Below are 23,087 nucleotides of genomic sequence, written 5' to 3' on the forward strand. Positions count from 1 at the left end.
TTTGGGGGTATTTTTTTTGCCAGCCTGTTAGGTAGTTCACCTATACATATGAGGCCCGTTGGTCAAGTGGTTAAGACACCTCCCTTTCACGGAGGTAACAGGGGTTCGAGTCCCCTACGGGTCACCAACTAATCCCCACAAAGTGACGTATTGCTGACGAAGCATATTCCGATTACTTTGCGTGGGCCCGGTACAACACTTCCCATGAACGCTTAGCTCAGCTGGGAGAGCACTACCTTGACAGGGTAGGGGTCGGCGGTTCGATCCCGTCAGCGTTCACCATATTGGATTCATCAGGTTTGATTGTGGAGCTGTGGTGTAGTGGCCTAACATGCCTGCCTGTCACGCAGGAGACCGCGGGTTCGAATCCCGTCAGCTCCGCCATTTTATCCCAAAAAATGACGTTAAGCTTTAATGTTTGATCCAAGCAAGGCTTTGTAGCTCAGTCGGTAGAGCAGAGGACTGAAAATCCTCGTGTCGGCGGTTCGATTCCGTCCAAAGCCACCATTTCTTAATTAAATAAGCCGTTGTAGCTCAACTGGTAGAGCAACTGACTTGTAATCAGTAGGTTGGGGGTTCAAGTCCTCTCGACGGCACCATGAACGCAATAAGCCGGCGTGGCGGAATGGCAGACGCGCTCGACTCAAAATCGAGTGGGAAACCGTGGAGGTTCGAGTCCTCTCGCCGGTATCTAAGATCATAGAAAAAGAGTTAAGCAAATCGCTTAACTCTTTTTTTGTTTATACGCACACTATTTATTGACACATTTACTTGCTAAGAATATAATTGCTATAGCATCTAAATAAGCAGGGGGAACTGATATGCAAATGGAAAGCTCTTTTGGATTTGTTTTGAACCACGCGGGGCGCAGAATGACCCAGCTGTTGAATGTTAGTTTTCAACCTTACGATATCACAACGGAGCAATGGGTCGTACTCAGCCGCTTGGTGGAGGAGGATGGCATTACGCAAAAGCTGCTGGCGATTCGAGCTGAAAAGGATCAAACGAATATTACGCGTATTCTCGATCAACTAGAGAGAAAAGGCTTAGTGGAGAGAAGAGCCAATGAGACGGATAGAAGATCTTTTTTGACGTATATTACAGATCAAGGAAGAGCCTTGAATGACATTCTTACACCGATTGAACGTAGGGCAATTGCTTCTCTGCTGAATCAATTTTCGGAAGAACAAGTGCAGCTATTGCGTGGTATGCTTGCTCAGGTTACGAATAAAGCTAACGAAGGCATCAAGGAACTGGAGGCTCGGCAATGAACGAAGAGAATAGATTATGGAACCGTGGTTTTGTTGCTGTCTGTTTCAGCAGCTTTTTTTTGTTTATGACTTTTTACATTCTGGCCGTAACACTGCCGATATTTGTTACGGATACGCTTCACGGTAGTCAACAGCAGATTGGCCTGGTGATGACGGTATTTATTTTCTCAACCGTGATCTTTCGACCTTTGACTGGCAAATGGATGGATGAATGGGATCGGAAAAAGATTGTTATTGCTGGGCTTAGCTTATTTGTCTTATGTGCGGCTATGTATCCATTCGTGCATCAATACTATGTATTGTTAGGCTTAAGACTTATCCATGGCATCAGCTTCGGTATGGCAGCCACCGCTACGGGGGCAATTGCGATTGAGTTAGTGCCGGAACGCCGCAAGGGTGAAGGTATTGGATATTTCAGTCTTTTTATGAGTCTGGCGATGGTCGTGGGCCCGTTTATTGGTTTGACAATTACGCAAACTCATAATAATAATCTCTTGTTTGGCGTTTGCATTCTGCTTGGATTTCTGGCCTTTATTTGCGGGCTGTTCATCCGTATTCCCCAAAGAGTCGCTAACACCAAAGCGATCGCAGCCAAAGGTTGGAGGAAATTTATCGAACCAAGCGCTTTGCCGATTTCATTGACGGGCAGCGTATTAGCCTTTTCATATGGGGCGATTACTACGTTTCTTTCCGTTTATGCGAAGGCTATTGGTTTAGAATCATATGCCAGCTATTTTTTCATGGTATTTGCCTTGGCTATTGTCGTCTCTAGACCCTTTATTGGTAGATGGTTCGATCGTTATGGTCCAAACCGGTTAGTGTATCCAGGCATTATTTTATTCACAGTGGGTATGATCGGGCTTAGCCTGACGCAATCCTTGCTCCTCTTTTTGATGGTAGCTGTGTTGCTTGGACTTGGATTCGGCGCACTTCTTCCGAGTTTTCAAACTATCGCTATACAAGCAGCGCCTGCTCACCGCAGAGGGCTTGCCACAGGCACGTATTACCTGCTTTTTGACGTCGGCTATGGGATTGGATCCTACATTCTCGGCACGATTGCTTCCAAAACAAACTACCATACGATGTATTTTGTCGCGGGACTTGTTGTTGCTTGTTCTTCGATCCTTTACTATGGGCTCTATCATCGGAAACCAGCCGCAATGAGTTCCAATGAGAAGCCTATTCTACAGCAGGATTAAATCATTAAAGAGGGCTGCCCCCCAGGGCCTTTCTCGCAGCAGCCGGCGTCATGCCGAGCATTCTTTTGAACATGGCATGGAAATGAGGCAGACTATCGAAGCCGCACATTTCGGCGATAATACCTATGTTGACGTCACTTTCGCTCAGCAACTGCTTCGCACGAATGATTCTTTTGGTCATCAGGTAGGTGGTAATGTTCATTCCAATCAACTGCTTGAATACCCGGCTGAAATGGGCAGGAGAGACAGAAGCTTGCTTCGCTAGGGAGGTTAAACTGATGTCGTCGCAGTAATGCAGCTCAATATAAAGCAAAATATCTCGCATCCATAAGGGACCAACCGAGGAGTCTCCATTGCTTGTCTTGCGTTCAGGCCCTAGCTCACGCTGCAAATAGAGCAGTAGCTCCAGAAGCTTCAAGTAAATGGCTTGGCGTTGTCCTAAATGCGAATGCTTCAGTTCTGATTGTATGGACTCCAACGTTAATTCGATCTGCTGACGCTGAGGAAGCAGCGTTTCAAATTTGTAATTGCGCAGCTCCGCGGCTTGCTCAAAACTGCGTAAATAGGAGAATGCCTCATCCAGATTAGGGGCCTGTGCCAGACTTGGGCTGAAATAAATCGCTGTAGATGTAACAGGCATTTCTTTGTCCGGTGTTGCTCGGTGAATCGTATTGCCTGGGACGAGGAACAGATCGCCTTGCTTCATATCATAAAAAGTATGATCAATGAAGAAGGTACCTTGCCCACGATACACATACACAATTTCATACCAGTCGTGAAAATGATCAGGCAGCTCGCTTAGCGAGCTTTTTGTGTTTTTATAAGCAAAAGAGAACGGGAAGGACTCGTTCGTATCGAATGTTTTACGTATGGGATGCATGGTGAGCTCCTTCTGAATACAGATTTATTCCATGATATCAAAAAAACGTACAAATGTGCTAGATATCAATATTTCATATGATTTCATTAATGGTACAATAGAAGAAAGCGATACCATAATAGGGCTATGAAAAAGGAGCGCGCTATGAGAATTGATGCACACCAGCATTACTGGAAAATAGATCGAGGCGATTATGGGTGGTTAACACCAGAGTTGCCGATCTTGTATCGTGATTTTCTGCCAGATGATTTGTTGCCCAGCTTGCATCAACAGGATGTGAGTCAAACGATTGTCGTCCAAGCGGCGCCAACCTTAGAAGAAACAGATTATTTATTAAGCATAAGCGAAGAAACAGATACGATTGCGGGTGTCGTAGGTTGGCTTGATTTAAATGACCCGGACGTTCTTACGCAGTACCAAAGATTCAGCCAGCATCCCAAATATGTGGGCTTCCGAGTCATGATTCAAGAAATGCCGGATGCGAACCGAATACTAGAGCCTCATTTTGTTGAAGCCCTTCGATATTTTGCCGGGGAGGATGTTCCCGTAGATTTGCTTGTAAAATCCGAGCAATTAGCGCCGGTTGTTGAGCTTTTGGACCAGGTCCCGAAATTGCGGGCAGTGATTGACCATATCGCGAAGCCTCGGATTGGGGAGGGGTCTACTGAGCCTTGGAAAAGTCAGATGGCGGCTATCGCGAAGCATCCGAACGTGTACTGTAAGCTTTCGGGCATGGTGACGGAAGCGAACCCTACGAGCTGGGTCAAAGAGGATTTTACGGAATATATCCGGCATGTTCTGGAAATATTCGGAACGCAGCGGGTATTATTTGGCAGCGATTGGCCTGTATGTTTGCTAGCGGCTGATTATGATGAAGTCGTCGAGATACTGACGCACGCCTTGCCGGAATCTTGGACTCAGCACGACAATGACCGTCTATTTGGACTAAATGCAAAGGAGTTTTATAAACTATGAAATATCGTAAACTGGGCAAAACAGGGCTGGATGTCTCGGTATTGAGCTTCGGCGCCTCCTCGCTGGGCTCCCTCTTCCGGGAAACCAACGAGGAAGAAAGCATTCGGACGGTTCACACAGCAGTTGATCTAGGAATTAATCTGATTGATGTGTCCCCCTATTACGGTTTAACCAAGGCGGAAACTGTCTTAGGCAAAGCTATTGCGCAAATAGACAGAGATCGCTTTATTTTGACAACGAAAGCAGGACGTTACGGCGACGCCGAGTTCGACTTCTCGAAGGAGCGGATCATTCGCAGTGTGGATGAAAGCTTAAAGCGGCTTTATACGGACTATATCGATATTTTATATTTGCATGATATTGAATTTGTGGCTTTTGATCAGCTTGCTGAGGGAGCCTTCCCTGCACTGGATGCATTAAAGCAATCTGGGAAAATTCGTTTTTTCGGCGTATCCGGATTACCGCTGTCTGTGTTTGAGAAGTCGCTGGCTGTAAAAGAGTTCGATTCTGTCTTGTCCTATTGCCATTATGCTTTGAATGACACGTCCTTGCTGGATGTAGTTCCACTGTTGGAGCAGCATGGGGTTGGATTAGTGAATGCATCGCCGCTGTCTATGGGACTTCTAAGCACTAGACCCGCTGCTGTCTGGCATCCTGCACCGGCTGACATTCAGCGGCTCTGCAAGGAGGCGGCGGAGCACTGCGCAAGCAAAGGCGCTGACATTGCGAAGCTGGCGGTGCAATATGCAACGGCGAACGAGCGAATTCCAACGACACTTGTCAGTACGGCCAGTCCGGAGAATATCCGCAAAAACATCGCATGGACGGATGAGCCGATGGATGCAGAGCTGCTGCAAGAAGTGCTGGACATTTTGGAGCCTATCCGCAACAAGTCATGGATTAGCGGAAGACCTGAATATAACGAGAAGACTTACGCGTAAGGGAGTGGTTCGGATGAAAGCGATCGTATGTGAACAGATTGAGCAGTTTAAGCTTGTAGAGATGCAGGAGCCTACTGTAAAAGCGGGCGAAGTCATCGTTCGTATCAAAAGAATCGGCATCTGTGGGACTGATTTACACGCCTATAAAGGGAATCAGCCATTTTTCAGCTACCCGCGTGTGCTTGGTCATGAACTTTCCGGCTATGTCGAGGAAATTGGCGAAGGGGTCTCGGGACTGCAGGTTGGCGACCTGGTCAGCGTCGTCCCGTATATGCACTGCGGAACATGCATTGCTTGCCGGCATGGCAATACGAACTGCTGCACCGATATGAAAGTGCTTGGCGTGCATATGGATGGAGGAATGCGAGAGCTGGTTGCCATACCAGCCAGCCATCTCATTAAAACCGAGGGGCTGACGCTGGATCAAGCAGCGATGCTGGAGCCGCTTAGCATCGGAGCGCACGCCTTGCGAAGATCGGGGCTTCGCGCCGGTGAAACTGCGCTCGTCATTGGCGCTGGGCCGATCGGACTCGGCGTCATGATCTTGGCGAAGCAGCTTGGTGCGACCGTCATCGCGATGGACATCAACGACGAGCGGTTGGCATTTTGCCGCAAGTGGGCAGGCGTCGATCAGACCGTGAATGCTCTGCAGCAGCCGAAGGAGCAGCTTGCTGAGCTAACGAACGGCGATATGCCCACTGTGGTCTTCGATGCGACCGGCAACGCGCGGTCGATGACGGACTCCTTCGGACTTGTCGCTCATGGCGGCAAGCTCGTGTACGTTGGCCTCGTGAAGGCGGATATTACGTTCCATGATCCGGATTTTCATAAGCGGGAGCTGACGCTGATGGGCAGCCGCAACGCAACGATGAAAGATTTCGACACCGTATGTGAAGCGATGCAGACGGGAGTCATCGACATTGAAAGCTATATCACACACCGTGCTTCCTTCGAGGACATGATCGGGGAGTTTGAGACTTGGCTCAAGCCGGAGTCCAAGGTGATTAAAGCGATCGTTTGTTTGTAAAGGCGCGCCCAACTGCTTGTAGGCAGATGGGCACGTTTTTTAAAAGAAAGTATAAGTTTTTGGGTGGATTTAAATGGTTCTGTCTTTTTAGTTGACGTCCACCGCAGGCCTCTTTGCTTTGTAGGTTTTCGGTCTTGAGTGTCTTGAGTGGGGTCTAATGAACTGTAGGATGCTTAAAGACGAGAAAATGGCTACTTTGGAGATTTAATGAACTGGATTGGCGTTACCCTGTACTTTATTGGCTGAATGGTTATCAATTGCTTGAAATAGAGCATCTGGCATTCATTAAATTTTCAGAATGAGCGATTTTGGCCGAATAAAGGCTATTGAGTTCGTAAGGAGGCTTGCGAAGGTGCATGGACTTGAAGACCTGGCCGCAGGCTAGGTCTTTCTTAATTAGTGATACAACCTACCTCTGGAAGCTGTCGCTCCTCTTGAGAGGCTGAAAAACAGCGCTAAGGTGGGCTGAAAGCTTTAATTGGCCTCTGTAAGGATGAAAAACAGCCTTAAAGGAGGGGAAGGTGTAGATTTCTCCTGAATTGTTGGCTGAGAGGATGAAAAACAGCGCTAAGGTGGGCGGAAAGCGCGAACTGGCCTCCGTAAGGATGAAAGACAGCCTTAAAGTAGGAGAAAGGTGCCGATTCTCCCGATTGGGGGCTGAGAGGATGAAAAACAGCCCTAAGGTAAGGCTGGATGCTCGGGATGACCTAGATAAGATCGAAAACGGCTATAAGGTTGAGGGATGCTTCATATCCCTCAACCTTTTTTTATTCTTTTCAGAGTTGTATCAGCAAGCTCCTTCGTGAACTAAGGAGCGCAGCATAATGGGTGGTACGTAAGTTGGTGTGGAGGTCGGATGCTCAAGTCATGGGAAGTTATCTACTTCGATTGATCCTGAATATTGTTTCAACATTTCGAATTTGTACTATATTAGTAATTTCATGTCGTGTTTGTGTTATGTATGTTAACAAAAACTTAATAAATAATTTACACAGCGAGAAAGATTTAGTAATATAATTAAAACAACTAAAAACAAATAAAACAAATAAATAAAAGTTAAATAACATGTTTTAATGTTGTTTTTAGACTTAAAAAAATATTTTATACGTATTGGAGGCATTAGAATGTTTATTCATTTAAAGAAAATACTTATTATTACGCTAGCAACTACGGTCGTCGCAACGTCAAACATTCCTCTGTTAGGAAACTCGCTCACTGCATCTGCCGCAATTGCTCCCTCTGATTATGCTCTGCACATGCTTTTTGAGGATAATTTGACGGATAGTTCGCAAAATCCAGTAACTGCAACGCCTGTTGGGGGATTGTCTTATGATGCAGGACGGATCGGCCGAGCACTGAATATTGATTCTCCAAACGGAGCAAAGCAATACGTGAACTTAGGCAATCCGAACAATCTTCAATTCGGTACCGAAACGAGTTTCAGCCTTTCTTTCTGGGTGAAATCGAATGGTGTTTCATCAGATCCTCCGATTATCTCGAATAAAGACTGGGACGACGGAAGCAGTGTCGGCTATGTTGTCGCTTTAAAGGATACGCGCTTAATGTGGAACTATAATACGGCTGGCGGTTCAAGAAGGGATGCATCTATTCCTAACGTTGTGGACGGCGCTTGGCATCACATCGTAATTTCGCATGATAGAACTTCTGGACGCGTTGATTTTTATAAAGACGGAAACCCTGTAACGGTGAACATATCGAATGGAAGTAAATATAACAACATTTCAAGCGCAGTAGATATTGCTGGACGGACAGGTACGCTGGATTCCAGTTTGCCAACGATGATTGGCAATGACGGTACCGGTAAATATTCGGCCAATTTGAAAGCGCAGCTTGATGATTTACAGATTTTGCGAAGAGCCGTTACGGCGCAAGAAGTTTTAGATGCCTATAACGCAATTCCTCCCCTTGCCCCTGAAAAATTCAATGGATCTCTGAATTTGATAGGCGCCCAGCATACCGTTCAGGCTTCGCAATTCCACTACAATCTGGATCTTCGTACCCCGACAATGAACAAATCGATCGATAAAGCAGATGTTGAACTCACCTATGACAGTCAATTATTTGAGTTTGTCAGTGCGTCGCGCGCCACTTCCATTGACACTTCCGTGCCGGGAATCGTGAAGCTGAGTTTGCCTGGAGGGATCGTTTACAGTAACACCAATCCGCTTGAATTTCAGAATTCCAGAATTTCCGAGCTGATTTTCAAAGCCAAAGCCCCTTCCGGACAAGGAACCATTGGAGTGAAGAACACGGATTTCTATAACGGTGCGAATAAATTAGAAATTGAATCTTTGAATAAGCCGCCTGCTACTGTTCAAATCCATTCCAAAGCGCCTGAAGATTTCAATAAGGACGGCCATGTGACGGTTGGGGATATTGTTTTGGCCCAAGGCAACTCTGATCAGCTCATACATCAAATCGCCGACAAAGCCAAATTTACGCCTTATAAACGTGTTGTTGTCATCGGGATTGACGGCGGAGGCGTTTCGGTTTCGCCAAATGCTCCCTATTGGGAAACTGACCGCTCCATCAAGGGGACAGTCGGAAGCCGCCTGAACATCCCAACGATTAGAAACATCATTGAACATGGCGCTGTCTCCTATACCGTCAAAACAACGCTGCCATCTAGTTCTTCTCCGAACTGGGGCGCGATGATATCCGGTGTTGATTACAGTAAACATAACATTAGTAATGATATAAGCGCAGCTTATACCTATGATGAAGCCTCCTCTTATCCGTCATTTTTTAAAAAAGTGAGATCAGTTATGCCCGAAACAAAACTAGCCGCTTTTCTAACTTGGAACAACATTTTCACTGGTCATATCGAACCGTCTGTCGGTGTTGAGGACTACCCCTCGAACGATGAAGGCAATGCCGCTGCCTTCGCTCAGTATGCAGCAGATGGGAAAGCCGCCGATGCATCCGTCATTTTCATACATATGGATGAAATGGATCATGCGGGACACGGCGATGGTTTCTATACGAAGAACTATTATGATCAATTAACGAAAGTCGACTTGAATGTAGCAGTGATTTACAATGCTTTGAAAGATAATGATCTGCTCGAAGATACGCTCCTTATCATGCTGCCTGATCATGGCGGAGGCACCGAGAATGCCGATGGTACGTTAGGAAGCTCCACTTCGCACGGCCAAGACTCACCGCTGGCCACGACCACATTCATGGCGGCGAACGGAAGAACGGTAGCTGCCGATGTCGGGAAAGAGAAACTATTGCAAGGCGGCACAACCAAGGATTTGGCAGCGACCGTACTCACAGCCCTGGGCGTCAATTCAACGATTGGCGATTCCAAGGTGATTAACGGCATGTTCATCCAGCAGAAAGATCAAAACAAACCGAATGCTTCCAACTTGAAATTAACCAAAGTCGTCTCTTCAGCTACGCAGCAAGTAAAAAGATACGAGCTGTCCATCAGCGAGCTGAAATCGGATGCCAAAGCGCTGGACCTTGAGATCCAGACAAATGATTTGATGGTCACATCCGTGGAACCTTCTCAACCCGGCGTCAAGGTGCTGCGCAATGAGACGGCAAACGGTGTGACCAGAATTATCCTTTCCTCGGATACAGCCATTGCTGCAAATCAGCCCATTGTCAATATCCTCGTTGGAGCGCAGGGAGCTAATCCCTCCGCTGCTCTGAAAGACGCCATGGTCGCCGATTCGCAGGCAAAAGAAACAATGCCGAACTTGATCGGCGTAGAAAAACAAGAAAGCGATGTTATTCCAGTTACAGGCGTAGAAGTCACGAACGCGAATTTAACAATCTATGAGGGACAGACCGCCGAGCTTACCGCAAAAGTACTGCCTGCTGCAGCGAGCAATCAGGCGGTGACATGGACCACAAGCGATTCTTCGGTCGCGGCACTTGAATCCAGGGGTAACAAGGCCGTTATTACTGGTATCAAATCAGGTACGGCAACGATTACGGCGACTGCAGCGGATGGAAACTTTACATCGCAAAGCACTGTCACTGTGCAAGCTAAACCTGTAGAAACGACATTATACTCCATCAAATTGAATGGGAAGACTTCACTGAATATCGACCAGCAAGACCAGACCGTCGTTCAGGCGACGTATAGTGATAACAGTGTGGTTCAGCCTGTTTCCGGTGTCGTTTTCAGCAGTACGGTTCCAACTGTAGCAACTGTTGATTCGCAAGGTTTGGTAAGCGCGCTTGGGGTGGGGACGACAGTCATTGGAGCAACATATGGCGGTTTGATGGATCAGTATACGCTTACGGTCATTCATTCTGGGCCTGCTGAAACGACATTGTCTTCCATTAAATTGAACGGAAAAGCTTCATTGTATATAGGCCAGCAGGATCAAACGAAGGTTAAGGCGAAATACAGCGATAACAGCGAGACCCAACCTGTGTTCGGCATAACTTTCAGCAGCAGTGCCCCATCTGTCGCGTCCGTTAACTCGCAAGGTTTGGTAAGCGCGCTTGGGGAGGGTACGACAGTCATTGGAGCGACGTATGGCGGATTAATGGATCAGTATACACTGACGGTCAATGCTTCATCGACAGAGAGAGAGACAGAGACAGACTACCAGCCTGCGCCAGCCGCGCCGAAAGAGCAGACTAAGCCTGTGGAACCTGCAAAACCGGTCGAACCGATTAAACCCGCGCTTCCAGAAGTATTTAATCAAGAGCTTGTCAAGCTGGACACGCTGATCAAAAGTATGGAATCCAAAGTCAAAGAAGCGAATAAGCAAAGCAACACCATTTCTTTCACAGATTTGCCTGCTGCGCATTGGGCAGGGAACCTCATTCACAAATTCGCAGCACTAGGTGTCGTTCAAGGGTATGAGAACGGAACTTTCGAGCCTGATGGCAAGGTAACGCGTGCAGAGTTTGCGACTCTCATTTCCCGTATATTCGAAATTAACGGTGAGCCTGTTCGCAACGTGACACTGAATGATCTGAACACGCATTGGGCGAAAACAGTGATCGAAAAACTGGCCAATCTTGGCATCTTGAACGGTTACGAAGATTCTTCATTCAAACCGGATGCAACGATCAGCCGTGCTGAGATGGTAGCTATCGTCAGCCGCATCGTAAACATAAGCTCTGTTCAACAGGAAAGCACATCTAGCTTCGCCGATATTAATAGCTCTTTTGCCGAGGAGCAAATCAAAGAAGCATCCAAAGCGGGAATCATTAGCGGATTAGGCGATGGTCAGTTCCATCCGAATAGTCCTGCGACCCGCGCTGAGGCGCTTACAGCCATTATGAATATCCTAAATCTTAATCCACAAATTAAGCAGTTGTTGGACAGCTTGAAATAAGCGATTCTGAGAATGGAGATAGCTTACCTGCTCACCCAAGGGCAGGGTTCTCAAGCTTTGCAATAAAGGCAGCAGCAGCCGTCGAAAGCGGCATATTGCGCAAAGTAATAATGCCAATTTTGGTGGATGGGATCGTTGCGTCCAAGTTTACTTCAAACAAACTGCCCTCGGCGAGTTCCTTCGCGACGAATTCCTTTGTGACGAAGGAGACGCCAAATCCGATCTTCGCGAATTCAATCAGCAGATCCACGCTGCCCAGCTCGATCTCCGGCTCCAGCATGAGGCCATGGTCGCTGAATAGACGGGTGACGAATTTCCGCGAGGAGCTGTTGCTAGAAAATAAGATGATTGGGTATTTCAGCAGGTCAGCAAGGGACACCTTGCCTAGAGCCAGCTCGGGGTATTTCGGTCCGGTCACGAAGCAATCTTGGATGGTAATGCCCTCACGGACTTGCATCTGTTCATCCTGAATAGGCGTCCTGACGATCCCGATATCGATTTTCCCTTCCTTCAATTGTTTCACAATTTCCGGTGTGGTGCCGTTTACCAGATTGATTTGCACATGTGGATATTGGTCATGAAAAGACTCAAGGAAAGGAAGCAGGTAGTGCTTGCACAAAGAGTCGCTGCCGCCGATTTTGATTTCCCCGCTGGAGAAGGTTCGAAGTTCATGCAGTTTTTCTTCCGCGAGGGAAATGAAATTGTACGCTTGCTCGATATAGGAAAATAAAACGGAACCTTCCTTGGTCAGTTCTACCCCTTTGGATGTGCGGGCAAATAATTGCAGCTTCAATTGACCCTCTAATAATTTAATCGAGTGAGAGACGCTGGGTTGGGTAATGTACAGCTCTTTGGCGGCCTTGGAAAGGCTTCCAGATTTGGCGGTCAAATAAAATACTTTGTACAGCTCAAAATTAACCATATAGACACCTTCTATACCTAGTATCGAAACTATCAATTATTTGAATGGCTGATCTACTCTTATAATAAGGAGTAGATCCAGCAATTACAACTTAAATGATGGAGGCGAACTTCTTTTGAATCAAGCCACAACTAGTTTAGAAACATTAAGCATTAATACGATCCGGACCTTGACGATCGACGCTGTTGAGAAAGCAGCGATGGGTCATCCCGGTATGCCAATGGGAGCAGCGCCTATGGCGTATGCGCTTTGGACGCAGCACTTGAAGCATAATCCGGCCAATCCCAAGTGGGTGGATCGCGATCGATTCGTATTATCGGCGGGCCATGGCTCGATGCTGCTCTACAGCCTGCTGCATTTGAGCGGCTACGATGTGACGATTGAAGACATTAAGGAATTCCGCCAATGGGGAAGCCGGACACCTGGGCACCCAGAGTACGGGCATACAGCAGGCGTGGAAGCTACAACGGGGCCTCTAGGGCAAGGCGTTGCTATGGCTGTAGGTATGGCAATGGCCGAAGCGCACCAAGCTTCCGTTTATAATAAACCGAATTTCCCGGTCGTAGATCACTATACGTATGGGATTTGCGGGGATGGCGATTTAATGGAAGGCGTTTCATCTGAGGCTGCCTCCCTGGCGGGGCATTTGAAATTGGGCAAATTAATCGTGCTCTACGATTCCAACGATATTTCACTTGACGGTGAACTGAATATGTCGTTCTCCGAGAATGTTAAGACGCGTATTGAATCCTACGGATGGCAATACTTACGTGTGGAAGAGCAGAACAACGTCGAGGCGATTTCCGCCGCTATCGCCGAGGGCAAGGCGGATCTCGAGCGCCCAACGCTGATCGAGATCAAAACAACGATCGGCTACGGCAGCCCGAACAAAGCCGGCAAAGGCGGCCACGGCGGCACGCACGGCTCGCCGCTTGGCAAAGAAGAGCTGCTGCTGACGAAGCAGGCGCTCGGTTGGCCTTTGGAGCCGGATTTCTATGTGCCGGCTGAGGTTTACAAGCACTTCGCCCACTTCAAGCAGTTGGGCGGAGAAGCTCAAACTGCCTGGGAGCAGCTGTGGAACAGCTACCAGGCAGCTTATCCTGAGCTCGCGCAGCAGTTCTTGCTCGCGAGCAGCGGCGAGCTGCCGGCCGATTGGAAGGCCGATATGCCGCGCTTTACCCCGGAGAGCGGCGCGATCTCGACGCGTACGGCATCCGGCAAAGTGATTAACGGCTTGGCGAAGCGGGTACCTTATCTTGTAGGCGGCTCTGCCGATCTGGCAAGCTCCAACTTCACCATGATTAATGACGCCGCGGCGTTTAGCAGCGCGGATTATAGCGGCCGCAACTTCTGGTTCGGCGTCCGTGAATTCGCCATGGGCGCAGCCTTGAACGGCATGCTGCTGCACGGCGGCGTGCGTGCCTTCGGCGGAACGTTCCTCGTGTTCAGCGACTACCTGCGCGGCGCGATTCGCTTGTCCGCGCTGATGAAGCTGCCGGTGGCGTACGTCTTCACGCACGACAGCATCGCTGTCGGCGAAGACGGTCCGACGCATCAGCCGATCGAACAAATCCCATCCCTGCGGATGATTCCGGATGTGACGCTGTTCCGTCCTGCGGACGCGAACGAAACGGCTGCCGCTTGGCAGTATGTCCTCGAGGCGAAGGAAGGTCCTTTCGTATTCGCGCTTTCGCGCCAGAACCTGCCGGTGCTTCCGGGCACGGACACGCTTGCTTTTGACCATATTCATCAAGGGGCCTATGTGTTGTCCGATGTGGCTGCTGGCGAAACCATCGCTGTTCAGCTTATCGCGACAGGTTCTGAAGTAAGCCTTGCACTTGACGTGAAGAAGCAGTTGGCGCAAGATGGTATTGGGGCTCGTGTGATTTCGATGCCAAGCCGTGAACTGTTCGAAGGGCAGCCTGAAGAAGTGCGAAATGCCGTACTGTTACCGAATGTACAGGCGAATGTCGTTCTGGAGATGGCTTATCCTGCTGGTTGGGAAGAAATTACGGGCGGCAGCGGCTTCGTTGTCGGGATTCGTAAGTTCGGGGCATCGGCCAAGGCGGATCGTGTGATTCGTGAATATGGCTTTACCGCAGAAGCAATCGTACAACAAATCAGACAGAAGTATTTCCAATAAGAACCCAACAGGGGAGAAAAGGTAGGGATACAGGATGAAATTGTTTATCGACACAGCCAATGTAGAAGAAATTCGTAAAGCGCACGCGTTAGGCGTAGTTGCGGGGGTTACGACTAATCCTTCACTGATTGCCAAAGAAGGAAGAGACTTTTTTGAAACTGTCAAAGAAATCATTTCCATCGTAGGCGATGTACCAATCAGTGCAGAAGTCGTTTCCTTGAAAGCTGACGAAATGGTAGAGCAAGGCAAGAAGCTCGCTAAGCTTAGCCCGAATGTTGTGATCAAGCTGCCAATGACGTTAGATGGCCTGCAAGCAACAAGCGTCTTCCGTTCACTGGGCATCCCAACGAATGTAACGCTGATTTTCAGCTCGACACAAGCTTTGTTGGCTGCTCGCGCAGGTGCTACGTATGTATCGCCGTTTATCGGCCGTTTGGACGATATCAATCAAGTGGGGATGAATCTGATCAAAGAGATCAGCCAAATTTTCCAAGTACACGGGATTAAATCCGAAATTATCTCTGCCAGCGTTCGTCACTCTGCGCACGTGATTGAGGCTGCACTTGCAGGGTCCCATATTGCTACTGTGCCATATAAAGTAATCGAGTCTATGAGCAAACATCCGCTGACTGATGCAGGTATTGAGAAATTCCTAGCCGATTGGGAAGGCGCGAAACAAGAGAAGTTCTAAGGAGATTTAGAGCATGATTATCAGCAATGTGGAGCATTTTGAAGCGGAGCGCCATTTATGGCCTGCGGCTATTCAAAGGGGTATCGACTACATTTTAAATCGCAAGTTAGGTGAGGCAGTGCTTGGGAGATACGATCTCGAAGGTGAGAAAGGTGTCCTGATGTATGCCAATGTGCAAGAGTCTGTTACTCGTCCTTCCTTGGAGCAGGTGCCGGAATCTCATGCCGTCTATACAGATATTCAATTCTTGGTAAGCGGGGAAGAGAAAATTTGTTTCTACAAGCTTCATTCCGGTGCCCAAGTGGTTGATAACAAGTTTGAGACGCACGATATCGCTTTCTATGAATCTGATCCTGCTGAGCAGGAAACAGAAATCTTGTTAAAGCCTGGCATGTTTGCTGTCTGCTTTCCTTCGGATATTCACAGACCGAACTGCGTGATAAATGAAAGCCAAACGATAAAGAAAATCGTGGTTAAGGTTCATAAGGATCTTTTATAGATGTTAGTGTTGGGGAAACTTCTCCGGGTCATGTCGATGACCTCGGGGAAGTTTTTTTTGTTGAAATACAAGAATGGGTATGGGACAGCGAAGCGTACCCTTTATTTCGCAATGAGGGTCTATCTATATCTCCCGAGTCTGCGAGTAGGGGGCGTTACACGTGGAGGGATACGGAAAATAAGGCAGCTGAATGTGCTTGTTGGGCGGGAGCAGCAGCCGTCAGAGGCTAGAGGAACTATGATCCGCTATCTCTCGCAAATCGGCCGATGTGCGCATCCTTGCGGAACTACGATCCGCTATCTCTCGCAAATCTGCCCATTTCGGGGGCGAAACTGCGAAATAGAGGAACAGAGTTCCGCGTGAGGTCCAGTTAGCTCGGTTTTTGCCAGAATAGAGGAACGACGTTCCCTCTGGAGTGGATTTGCTACTGGTGGTGGAGTTAAATAGAAGGTTGGGAGAACGCAGAGAGCAGCTGTACGGGAAAAGTAGCTGATTGGTTGGGCGGGAGCGGCAGCCGTCAGTGGATAGAGGAGCTACGATCCGCTATATGTGGCAAATCGGCCGATGTGCGCATCCTTGCGGAACTACGATCCACTATTTTGCGCAAATCTGCCCATTTCGGGGGAGAAACAGCGAAATAGAGGAACAGAGTTCCGTGTGAGGTCCAGTTAGCTCGGTTTTTGCCAGAATAGAGGAACGACGTTCCCTCTGGAGTGGATTTGCTACTGGTGGTGGATAGATGGTTGGGAGAACGCGGAGAGTAGCTGTAAGGAAAAGTAGCTGATTGGTTGGGCGGGAGCGGAAGCCGTCAGTGGCTAAGGGTAGAGGAACGACGTTCCCTCTGGAGTGGATTTGCTACTGGTGGTGGAGTTAGATAGAAGGTTGGGAGAACGCAGAGAGTAGCTGTAAGGAAAAGTAGCTGAATGGTTGTACGGGAGCGGCAGCCGTCAGAGGCTAGAGGAACTATGAACCGCTATTTCGCGTAAATCTATCCATTATGGAAGCATATCTTGTCATCCGTTCCGGCCCGCATTTCGTAAAATACATAGTATTTGACAAGGTAAACGTAATATATGTCATCGTCAAAGTGGTGGACACTACGTATAATTTGCAGTAGGAACCATTCAAAATTATGAATATAACCCAGAAAATAGAAGGAGGTGAGAGGAAACGGGGGCATTGGTTGTTAAGAAGAAAGCGCATTCTTAGGGGAAGGAGGGTTTTGACTGAGCGAACAGACACGTTAGTATTGGAAATATCATGGACTTCATACTTATCAACTTGGAGGTGCAAGGCATGTCAATCCGCAAAATTTCATGGAAAAGCAAACATGTGCTTATTTGTACGCTAATCGCAATTATTCTCTTAACGCAATTCGTTGCTTATGGTCAGTCTTCAGCAGCCACGAACTTGGCTTCAGGTAAGACTGCAACGGCAAGCGGATATAATCAAACTTATGTAGCCGGCAATGTGACGGACAGCAATCAGGCGACTTATTGGGAAAGCGCTAATAATGCCTTTCCACAATGGATTCGCGTTGATTTGGCAAGTGCAAGCACGGTAACCCAGCTTGTTTTGAAGCTTCCTACTTCCAATTGGGGAACGCGGACACAAACCCTCTCCGTTTTGGGTAGTACAGACGATGTGAACTACACAACCATTCAAGCTTCACAAACGTATACTTTTGATGCGAACAGCGCAAATACGGTGACGATTAATTTGACCAGTTCGACGGCTCGCTATATCAAGTTAAACTTTACGGCGAACTCCGCTTGGCCTGCGGCACAGTTGTCTGAACTCGAAGTGTACGGAACAACAGGTTCTACACCGACACCAACAGCTACGCCAACTGCGACACCTACGACTACCCCAACTCCGACGCCAACGATCACCCCAACACCTACGGCTACACCTACACCAACTGCAACACCAACGCCTACACCGGGAACGGGCACGAACTTGGCTCTCGGCAAAACAATTAGCGAATCGTCCTCTATCTTTACTTTCATACCAACGAATGCCAATGATGGCAGTGTCACTACCTACTGGGAAGGAAATGCGAACAGCTATCCTAATACGCTGGCTGTAAGTTTAGGAGCCAATGCGAATATCACTTCCATCGTTTTAAAATTAAATCCGGATTCGGCTTGGGCGACACGGACACAAACGATCCAAGTGCTTGGACACGATCAGTATTCGACGAATTTTACGAACTTAGTAGCTGCTGCCGTATATACGTTTAATCCAGCAAACGGCAATACAGTGACGATTCCAGTCACAGCTACTGTCAGTGATGTACAATTGAAAATCACGACGAATTCCGGTTCAACTGGAGGACAAATTGCTGAATTTCAAGTTATCGGCACACCAGCGCCTAACCCTGATTTAAGTATTACTGCTACGACGTGGACACCGGGTTCTCCCATTGAAACCGACGCGATTACTTTAACCTCGACTGTCCAAAATATCGGTACTGCCGGCTCGGCAGCGACAACTGTGAATTTCTACTTAGGAACGACAGCGGTCGGTTCAGCGCCAGTTGGCGCATTAGCAGCGGGAGCATCAGCGAATGTCTCCGTGAACATTGGCGCCAAGGATGCCGGGACTTATACGGTGACATCCAAGGTAGATGAAGCCAATGCCGTGATCGAACAGAATGAGGCGAACAATAGCTTCACTAGCGCTTCGTCCTTGACTGTCAATCAAGTTTCCAGCTCTGATCTCATCGCTTCTTCGATAAGTTGGTCCCCTAGCAACCCATCTGCGGGCAACACGGTCAGCTTCTCGGCAGCGATTAAGAATCAAGGAATCGCAGCCTCCGCAAGCGGAGCCCACACGGTAACCTTAACGCTTACGGACGCAACGACCAATGCAGTTGTCAAAACAGCAACAGGCACCTACAGTGGTGTGATTGCTAGCGGCGCAACGACAAGTGCCATTAATCTGGGCACATGGACAGCTGTGAACGGGAAATACAATCTCAAGATTCAAGTTGCTGTTGATGGCAACGAGTTGGCGGTGAAACAAGCCAATAACCTTACGACCCAATCCTTTTTTGTCGGACGCGGGGCTAATATGCCTTATGATATGTACGAAGCCGAAGATGGCGTCATCGGCGGAGGTGCGGCCATTGTTGGTCCGAACCGTACGATCGGCGACTTGGCTGGCGAGGCTTCAGGCCGCAAAGCGGTCACGCTGAATACAACTGGCAGCTATGTGCAATTCACGACAAAAGCGAGCACCAATACGCTAGTTACACGCTTCTCCATACCGGATGCAGCGGGCGGCGATGGCCAATCGAACACATTGAATATTTATGTGAACGGTGTGTTTACCAAAGCGATCAACCTGACATCCAAGTATGCCTGGTTGTATGGCTCCGAAACATCGCCTGGCAATTCACCTGGCAGCGGAGCACCGCGACATATTTATGATGAAGCGAATATCATGTTTGATACCACGATCCCGGCTGGCAGCACGATCAAGCTGCAGAAGGATGCGGCGAATACGACCAATTATGCCATCGACTTTATCAACTTGGAACAGGTAGCGCCAATTGCTAACCCGGATCCGGCTAAGTATGTCACACCTGCAGGCTTCACCCACCAGGATGTGCAAAATGCTTTGAACCAGGTCCGTATGGACACAACAGGCAATTTGGTTGGGGTGTATCTGCCAACAGGCAACTATGAAACATCCAATAAATTTCAGGTATATGGAAAATCAATTAAAGTCATTGGCGCAGGCCCTTGGTACACGCGATTTATCGCGCCGCAGGGGCAATCCAATACCGACATTGGCTTCTCTGTGACATCGACAGCGAATGGATCAACGTTTGCCAACTTTGCTTACTTTGGCAATTACACTTCGCGGATTGATGGCCCTGGCAAAGTATTCGATCTGTCCAATGTTGCCAACATGACGATCGACAACATTTGGGTTGAGCATCAAGTATGCTTCTTCTGGGGGGCCAACACCGACTACATGACAATTAAAAACTCGCGGATTCGCGATACGTTCGCAGACGGTGTAAACATGACGAATGGAAGCACCAATAATCTCGTTACCAACATCGAAGCTCGTTCCACAGGCGATGACAGCTTTGCCTTATTCTCGGCAATTGACGCTGGCGGGGCCGACGAGAAAGATAATATTTTCGAAAATCTAACGTCACTGCTTACTTGGCGCGCAGCCGGTCTTGCCGTCTATGGCGGCTACGGCAATACGTTCCGAAACATTTATATTGCCGATACGTTGTGCTACTCAGGCATCACGATCAGCTCGTTGGATTTCGGTTATCCGATGAACGGATTCGGGGCATCGCCGACAACGAATTTGCAAAATATTTCGATCGTGCGCGCTGGCGGCCATTTCTGGGGTTCACAAACGTTCCCGGCAATCTGGGTATTCTCAGCGTCCAAGGTATTCCAAGGCATTCGCGTAAGCGACGTGGATATCATTGATCCTACGTATCACGGCATCATGTTCCAGACGAATTACAGTGGAAGCACGCCGCAAAATCCAGTGACGGATACGATATTTACGAACGTTTCAATCTCTGGCGCTCAAAAGAGCGGTGATGCTTTCGATGCCAAATCCGGGGTTGCCATCTGGGCTAACGATATGCCCGAAGCGGGGCAAGGTCCTGCTGTAGGCTCAGCGGTATTCAACCATTTGACGCTAACGAACAATGTGACGAATATTAAGAATACAACATCGACGTTCACGATTACTGTTAACCCGTAAATTGACAAAGCCGCTTCTCTTGCCATCAGGGCAGGAGAGGCGGCTTTACTGTGTTTTATTGTGGTCTAGGTAGCTGTTTATGCTTTGCTCGGCATCATTCTCGCTTTACGCCAGTTGCCGAACTGATAGTAAAGTACATTCAGAATGACGGCTACCGTGAAGCTGATCGGGAAACTCCACCAGATTACATCGAACCCGTAAGAGTGGGCCAAGACTGTGGCGAGCGGGATGCGCACGATCAACAACGCTATGAAAGACACGATCAGCGGGAATATCACCGCGCCTGCGGAACGAACTACACCCGCAACGACGTTGAAAATACCGAAGATAACGAATGACCAGAGCGTAATATTGTTGATGTGAACGCCGATGTCTATCGCTTTGCCATCTGTAGGAAGGAAGAGCCCTACGACCTGACGGTTGAATAGATGCAGGATGACGACGATAATCCCTGTCATGACGATATTCATGCCAACGCCAGACCATGTGATACGCGTTACTCGATCCCATTTGCCAGCACCGATGTTTTGCGCGGCCATGGAGGTGACAGCGCCGCCAATCGCCATAGCAGGCATTTGCACATAGCTGGAGATTTGGGTTGCAACACCGAACGCAGCCGTTGATTCCGAGCCGAAGGAGTTAACCAAATGAATCAGAATCAGGTTGCTTAGTGAGACCACAACCATATTCAACCCCATGGGCAATCCTTTTTGAAATAGCGCACGAATAATGGACAAGTTCAAGCGAAGCAAGTGTGTGTCTGTTTTCGTGATTCGCAGAAAATATTTCTTTTGATACAAGTACAACAGCAGCATAACGAAGCTGATGAGCTGGGCGATAAATGTTGCGACGGCTGAGCCGGCGATGCCCATTTTGGGAAATGGTCCCATGCCCTGAATCAGCAGGGGATTGAGAATAACGTCCAAGATGGCGGACAGCAGCAAGAAATAAAAGGGGGTTTTGGCATCCCCGGAGCCGCGCAAAATCGCCATAATGAGGTTGAACCCAAACATAAACGGAACACCTGCGAAAATAATGCGCGTATAGGTTACTGCAAGATCTTTCACATCGGCAGGTGTATTCATCCAATCGAGAATTGTGGAGGAAAACAGCAGTCCTACCAAGGCGACAATTAAGGATAAACTAAAGAAGAAGACGGCGCTGGTCCCAACGACTTTCTTCGCTTCATCGACCTTTTTGGCGCCGAGGTTCTGGCCAATCATAATGACCGCGGCCATCGCGAATCCGAATATCGCACTGATCAGAAAGAACATGATCAGGTTCGCATTGGAGGTAGCGGCTAGTCCGCTCTCACCTAAGTACTTGCCTATCCAAATGGCGTTGATGGATCCATTTAAGGTCTGCAGGACGTTGCCGAACAGGATAGGCAGTGAAAATAAAAACAGGGTTTTGGCAATCGGACCTTCGGTTAACGAAGGCCGAACCTTTTGTGCGGCAGTTCCACTCATGTCGTTCTCCTTATCCTAACTAGCAAAATAACAATCCACTGTTATTATACCAGTTTCACCCGACATGCTGAAACTCTCTATTTTCGAATGCGACGATCGAACAAGAAAGGGCCGAATGGGATGAATGCGGCAAGAAAAGCAAGCAGCACGCGCAGCATGGACCAGCGATGAAGGAATGTTACCCATGCGAGAGACAGCAGATACAGGACGAATAAAGCGCCGTGGGCCATCCCGACGAAGAGGACGGCTTGCGGTGTATGGAAGAAGTATTTGAGCGGCATGGCAATGAGCAACAAAACAAGAAAGGATGTTCCTTCCGCCCATCCAACATAGCGTAGTAGATTTAATGATCGTTGTAACATGTAAGCAACTCCTTACTTGGTCTAAATTCCTCTGTAGTGTAAGGAAGAATTATGAATGGAATATGAACATTATGTTTCAATTGGACACAACCTATTTTTTCTAGTACGATGTTACTAGTAAGCTATTATTCTGCTGATAGAGCAGCTTCATACAGGTAGGAGGAATTCACATGCTACGTCTTGGTGAGAAAATTATCGTTATTGCCGATAGTTTAGAACAAAATCTGCCGATCGGCGGATATGGATATATTATTGCTTACGATAGAAATAACGATAATATCTTCGATTACGTCGTTCGTGTTCCCAGAGATAATAAACACTATTATGTACCTGCATCGGATATTGAGCTTGAAGAAGTGATTCTTCATCAGGAAGCCGACCTTGTGGAGCGGGAAGCACTGATTGATTTCGCATTAGCAACGAAAAATGAGGAGCTGTTTCGGAGAATTATGAACGGCGACCCTAGTGAAGAGTCAGATATTGAACGAGATAAAGAAGTTCAGTCCACGGAAGATTTCATTAAACAAATCGGTCTGAAGGCGTGGATCTAAATACAAGGGAATAAGGTGGGACAGGGTAAATACCTGTTCCACCTTTTTTTGTTGTTGATATTAGGAAGAAATGGTGGTACA

Annotated in this window: 15 protein-coding genes and 6 tRNA genes; 17 read left to right on the forward strand and 4 right to left on the reverse strand. The window is 48.0% G+C overall.

Going from position 1 to position 23,087, the window contains the following annotated elements; all coding sequences use genetic code 11:
* Window positions 1-52 precede the first annotated feature (52 nt).
* The 8 genes from IEY34_RS32200 (at window position 53) to IEY34_RS32235 (ending at window position 2,470) form a co-directional block, all read left to right on the forward strand.
* Window positions 53-127, forward strand: a tRNA-Glu gene (locus IEY34_RS32200).
* A gap of 79 nt (window positions 128-206) precedes the next feature.
* Window positions 207-282 (forward strand) — tRNA-Val (locus IEY34_RS32205).
* A 25-nt stretch (window positions 283-307) separates the two neighbouring features.
* Window positions 308-384 (forward strand) — tRNA-Asp (locus tag IEY34_RS32210).
* Window positions 385-431: 47 nt separating this feature from the next.
* Window positions 432-507, forward strand: a tRNA-Phe gene (locus IEY34_RS32215).
* A 16-nt stretch (window positions 508-523) separates the two neighbouring features.
* Window positions 524-599 (forward strand) — tRNA-Thr (locus IEY34_RS32220).
* Window positions 600-611: 12 nt separating this feature from the next.
* Window positions 612-690, forward strand: a tRNA-Leu gene (locus IEY34_RS32225).
* Between the two features lie 131 nt (window positions 691-821).
* On the forward strand, window positions 822-1,271 hold the full coding sequence (locus IEY34_RS32230; protein WP_189019783.1) for a MarR family winged helix-turn-helix transcriptional regulator: 450 nt from the start codon (window positions 822-824) through the stop codon (window positions 1,269-1,271).
* Window positions 1,268-2,470 (forward strand): MFS transporter, encoded by a 1,203-nt coding sequence (locus IEY34_RS32235; protein ID WP_189019785.1) that lies wholly within the window; start codon window positions 1,268-1,270, stop codon window positions 2,468-2,470. Before IEY34_RS32230 ends, IEY34_RS32235 begins: the two co-directional genes overlap by 4 nt.
* Window positions 2,471-2,474: 4 nt before the next feature.
* Here IEY34_RS32235 and IEY34_RS32240 read toward each other — a convergent pair whose 3' ends face one another.
* The gene (locus tag IEY34_RS32240; RefSeq protein WP_189019787.1) at window positions 2,475-3,350 is read right to left on the reverse strand and encodes an AraC family transcriptional regulator; all 876 of its coding nucleotides are present in this window, start codon (window positions 3,348-3,350) and stop codon (window positions 2,475-2,477) included.
* A 144-nt stretch (window positions 3,351-3,494) separates the two neighbouring features.
* Here IEY34_RS32240 and IEY34_RS32245 point away from each other — a divergent pair, with 144 nt between their 5' ends.
* The 4 genes from IEY34_RS32245 (at window position 3,495) to IEY34_RS32260 (ending at window position 11,623) form a co-directional block, all read left to right on the forward strand.
* Window positions 3,495-4,325: an amidohydrolase family protein gene (locus IEY34_RS32245; RefSeq protein ID WP_189019789.1), complete on the forward strand. Its 831-nt coding sequence runs from the start codon at window positions 3,495-3,497 to the stop codon at window positions 4,323-4,325.
* Window positions 4,322-5,266, forward strand: coding sequence for an aldo/keto reductase (locus IEY34_RS32250; protein WP_189019791.1), 945 nt, complete (start codon window positions 4,322-4,324; stop codon window positions 5,264-5,266). The genes IEY34_RS32245 and IEY34_RS32250 overlap by 4 nt, the downstream gene beginning before the upstream one ends.
* A 13-nt stretch (window positions 5,267-5,279) precedes the next feature.
* The gene (locus tag IEY34_RS32255) at window positions 5,280-6,293 is read left to right on the forward strand and encodes a zinc-binding alcohol dehydrogenase family protein (protein WP_189019793.1); all 1,014 of its coding nucleotides are present in this window, start codon (window positions 5,280-5,282) and stop codon (window positions 6,291-6,293) included.
* 1,124 nt (window positions 6,294-7,417) lie between these two features.
* Complete coding sequence (locus IEY34_RS32260; protein ID WP_189019795.1) at window positions 7,418-11,623, forward strand: S-layer homology domain-containing protein; 4,206 nt, start codon at window positions 7,418-7,420, stop codon at window positions 11,621-11,623.
* Window positions 11,624-11,654: 31 nt separating this feature from the next.
* Here IEY34_RS32260 and IEY34_RS32265 read toward each other — a convergent pair whose 3' ends face one another.
* Window positions 11,655-12,545, reverse strand: coding sequence for a LysR family transcriptional regulator (locus IEY34_RS32265; RefSeq protein WP_189019797.1), 891 nt, complete (start codon window positions 12,543-12,545; stop codon window positions 11,655-11,657).
* A gap of 115 nt (window positions 12,546-12,660) precedes the next feature.
* Here IEY34_RS32265 and tkt point away from each other — a divergent pair, with 115 nt between their 5' ends.
* The 4 genes from tkt (at window position 12,661) to IEY34_RS32285 (ending at window position 20,624) form a co-directional block, all read left to right on the forward strand.
* Window positions 12,661-14,688, forward strand: coding sequence for a transketolase (tkt, locus tag IEY34_RS32270; RefSeq protein ID WP_189019799.1), 2,028 nt, complete (start codon window positions 12,661-12,663; stop codon window positions 14,686-14,688).
* A 34-nt stretch (window positions 14,689-14,722) separates the two neighbouring features.
* Complete coding sequence (fsa, locus tag IEY34_RS32275; RefSeq protein ID WP_189019801.1) at window positions 14,723-15,379, forward strand: fructose-6-phosphate aldolase; 657 nt, start codon at window positions 14,723-14,725, stop codon at window positions 15,377-15,379.
* A 13-nt stretch (window positions 15,380-15,392) separates the two neighbouring features.
* A complete protein-coding gene (locus IEY34_RS32280) occupies window positions 15,393-15,878 on the forward strand; it encodes a NanQ anomerase/TabA/YiaL family protein (RefSeq protein WP_189019803.1) in 486 nt (161 codons plus the stop codon).
* Between the two features lie 1,296 nt (window positions 15,879-17,174).
* The gene (locus IEY34_RS32285; RefSeq protein WP_189019805.1) at window positions 17,175-20,624 is read left to right on the forward strand and encodes a galactose-binding domain-containing protein; all 3,450 of its coding nucleotides are present in this window, start codon (window positions 17,175-17,177) and stop codon (window positions 20,622-20,624) included.
* A 77-nt stretch (window positions 20,625-20,701) separates the two neighbouring features.
* Here IEY34_RS32285 and IEY34_RS32290 read toward each other — a convergent pair whose 3' ends face one another.
* Complete coding sequence (locus tag IEY34_RS32290) at window positions 20,702-22,093, reverse strand: MATE family efflux transporter (RefSeq protein ID WP_189019807.1); 1,392 nt, start codon at window positions 22,091-22,093, stop codon at window positions 20,702-20,704.
* Between the two features lie 77 nt (window positions 22,094-22,170).
* Entirely contained in the window at window positions 22,171-22,455 is a 285-nt protein-coding gene (locus IEY34_RS32295) for a DUF3817 domain-containing protein (protein ID WP_189019809.1), read from the reverse strand.
* Between the two features lie 170 nt (window positions 22,456-22,625).
* Here IEY34_RS32295 and IEY34_RS32300 point away from each other — a divergent pair, with 170 nt between their 5' ends.
* Complete coding sequence (locus IEY34_RS32300; protein WP_189019811.1) at window positions 22,626-23,006, forward strand: ATPase; 381 nt, start codon at window positions 22,626-22,628, stop codon at window positions 23,004-23,006.
* Window positions 23,007-23,087 lie beyond the last annotated feature (81 nt).

Origin of the sequence: Paenibacillus marchantiophytorum, assembly GCF_014640555.1 — a bacterium.
GTDB classification, from domain to species: domain Bacteria; phylum Bacillota; class Bacilli; order Paenibacillales; family NBRC-103111; genus Paenibacillus_E; species Paenibacillus_E marchantiophytorum.

Coding starts and splice junctions, on each gene's coding strand:
- IEY34_RS32285 (WP_189019805.1), top strand. CDS start 17,175: ATGTCAATCCGCAAAATTTCATGGAAAAGCAAACATGTGCTTATTTGT.
- IEY34_RS32290 (WP_189019807.1), bottom strand. CDS start 22,093: ATGAGTGGAACTGCCGCACAAAAGGTTCGGCCTTCGTTAACCGAAGGT.
- IEY34_RS32260 (WP_189019795.1), top strand. CDS start 7,418: ATGTTTATTCATTTAAAGAAAATACTTATTATTACGCTAGCAACTACG.
- IEY34_RS32235 (WP_189019785.1), top strand. CDS start 1,268: ATGAACGAAGAGAATAGATTATGGAACCGTGGTTTTGTTGCTGTCTGT.
- IEY34_RS32280 (WP_189019803.1), top strand. CDS start 15,393: ATGATTATCAGCAATGTGGAGCATTTTGAAGCGGAGCGCCATTTATGG.
- IEY34_RS32300 (WP_189019811.1), top strand. CDS start 22,626: ATGCTACGTCTTGGTGAGAAAATTATCGTTATTGCCGATAGTTTAGAA.
- fsa (WP_189019801.1), top strand. CDS start 14,723: ATGAAATTGTTTATCGACACAGCCAATGTAGAAGAAATTCGTAAAGCG.
- IEY34_RS32295 (WP_189019809.1), bottom strand. CDS start 22,455: ATGTTACAACGATCATTAAATCTACTACGCTATGTTGGATGGGCGGAA.
- IEY34_RS32230 (WP_189019783.1), top strand. CDS start 822: ATGCAAATGGAAAGCTCTTTTGGATTTGTTTTGAACCACGCGGGGCGC.
- IEY34_RS32255 (WP_189019793.1), top strand. CDS start 5,280: ATGAAAGCGATCGTATGTGAACAGATTGAGCAGTTTAAGCTTGTAGAG.
- IEY34_RS32250 (WP_189019791.1), top strand. CDS start 4,322: ATGAAATATCGTAAACTGGGCAAAACAGGGCTGGATGTCTCGGTATTG.
- IEY34_RS32240 (WP_189019787.1), bottom strand. CDS start 3,350: ATGCATCCCATACGTAAAACATTCGATACGAACGAGTCCTTCCCGTTC.
- IEY34_RS32265 (WP_189019797.1), bottom strand. CDS start 12,545: ATGGTTAATTTTGAGCTGTACAAAGTATTTTATTTGACCGCCAAATCT.
- IEY34_RS32245 (WP_189019789.1), top strand. CDS start 3,495: ATGAGAATTGATGCACACCAGCATTACTGGAAAATAGATCGAGGCGAT.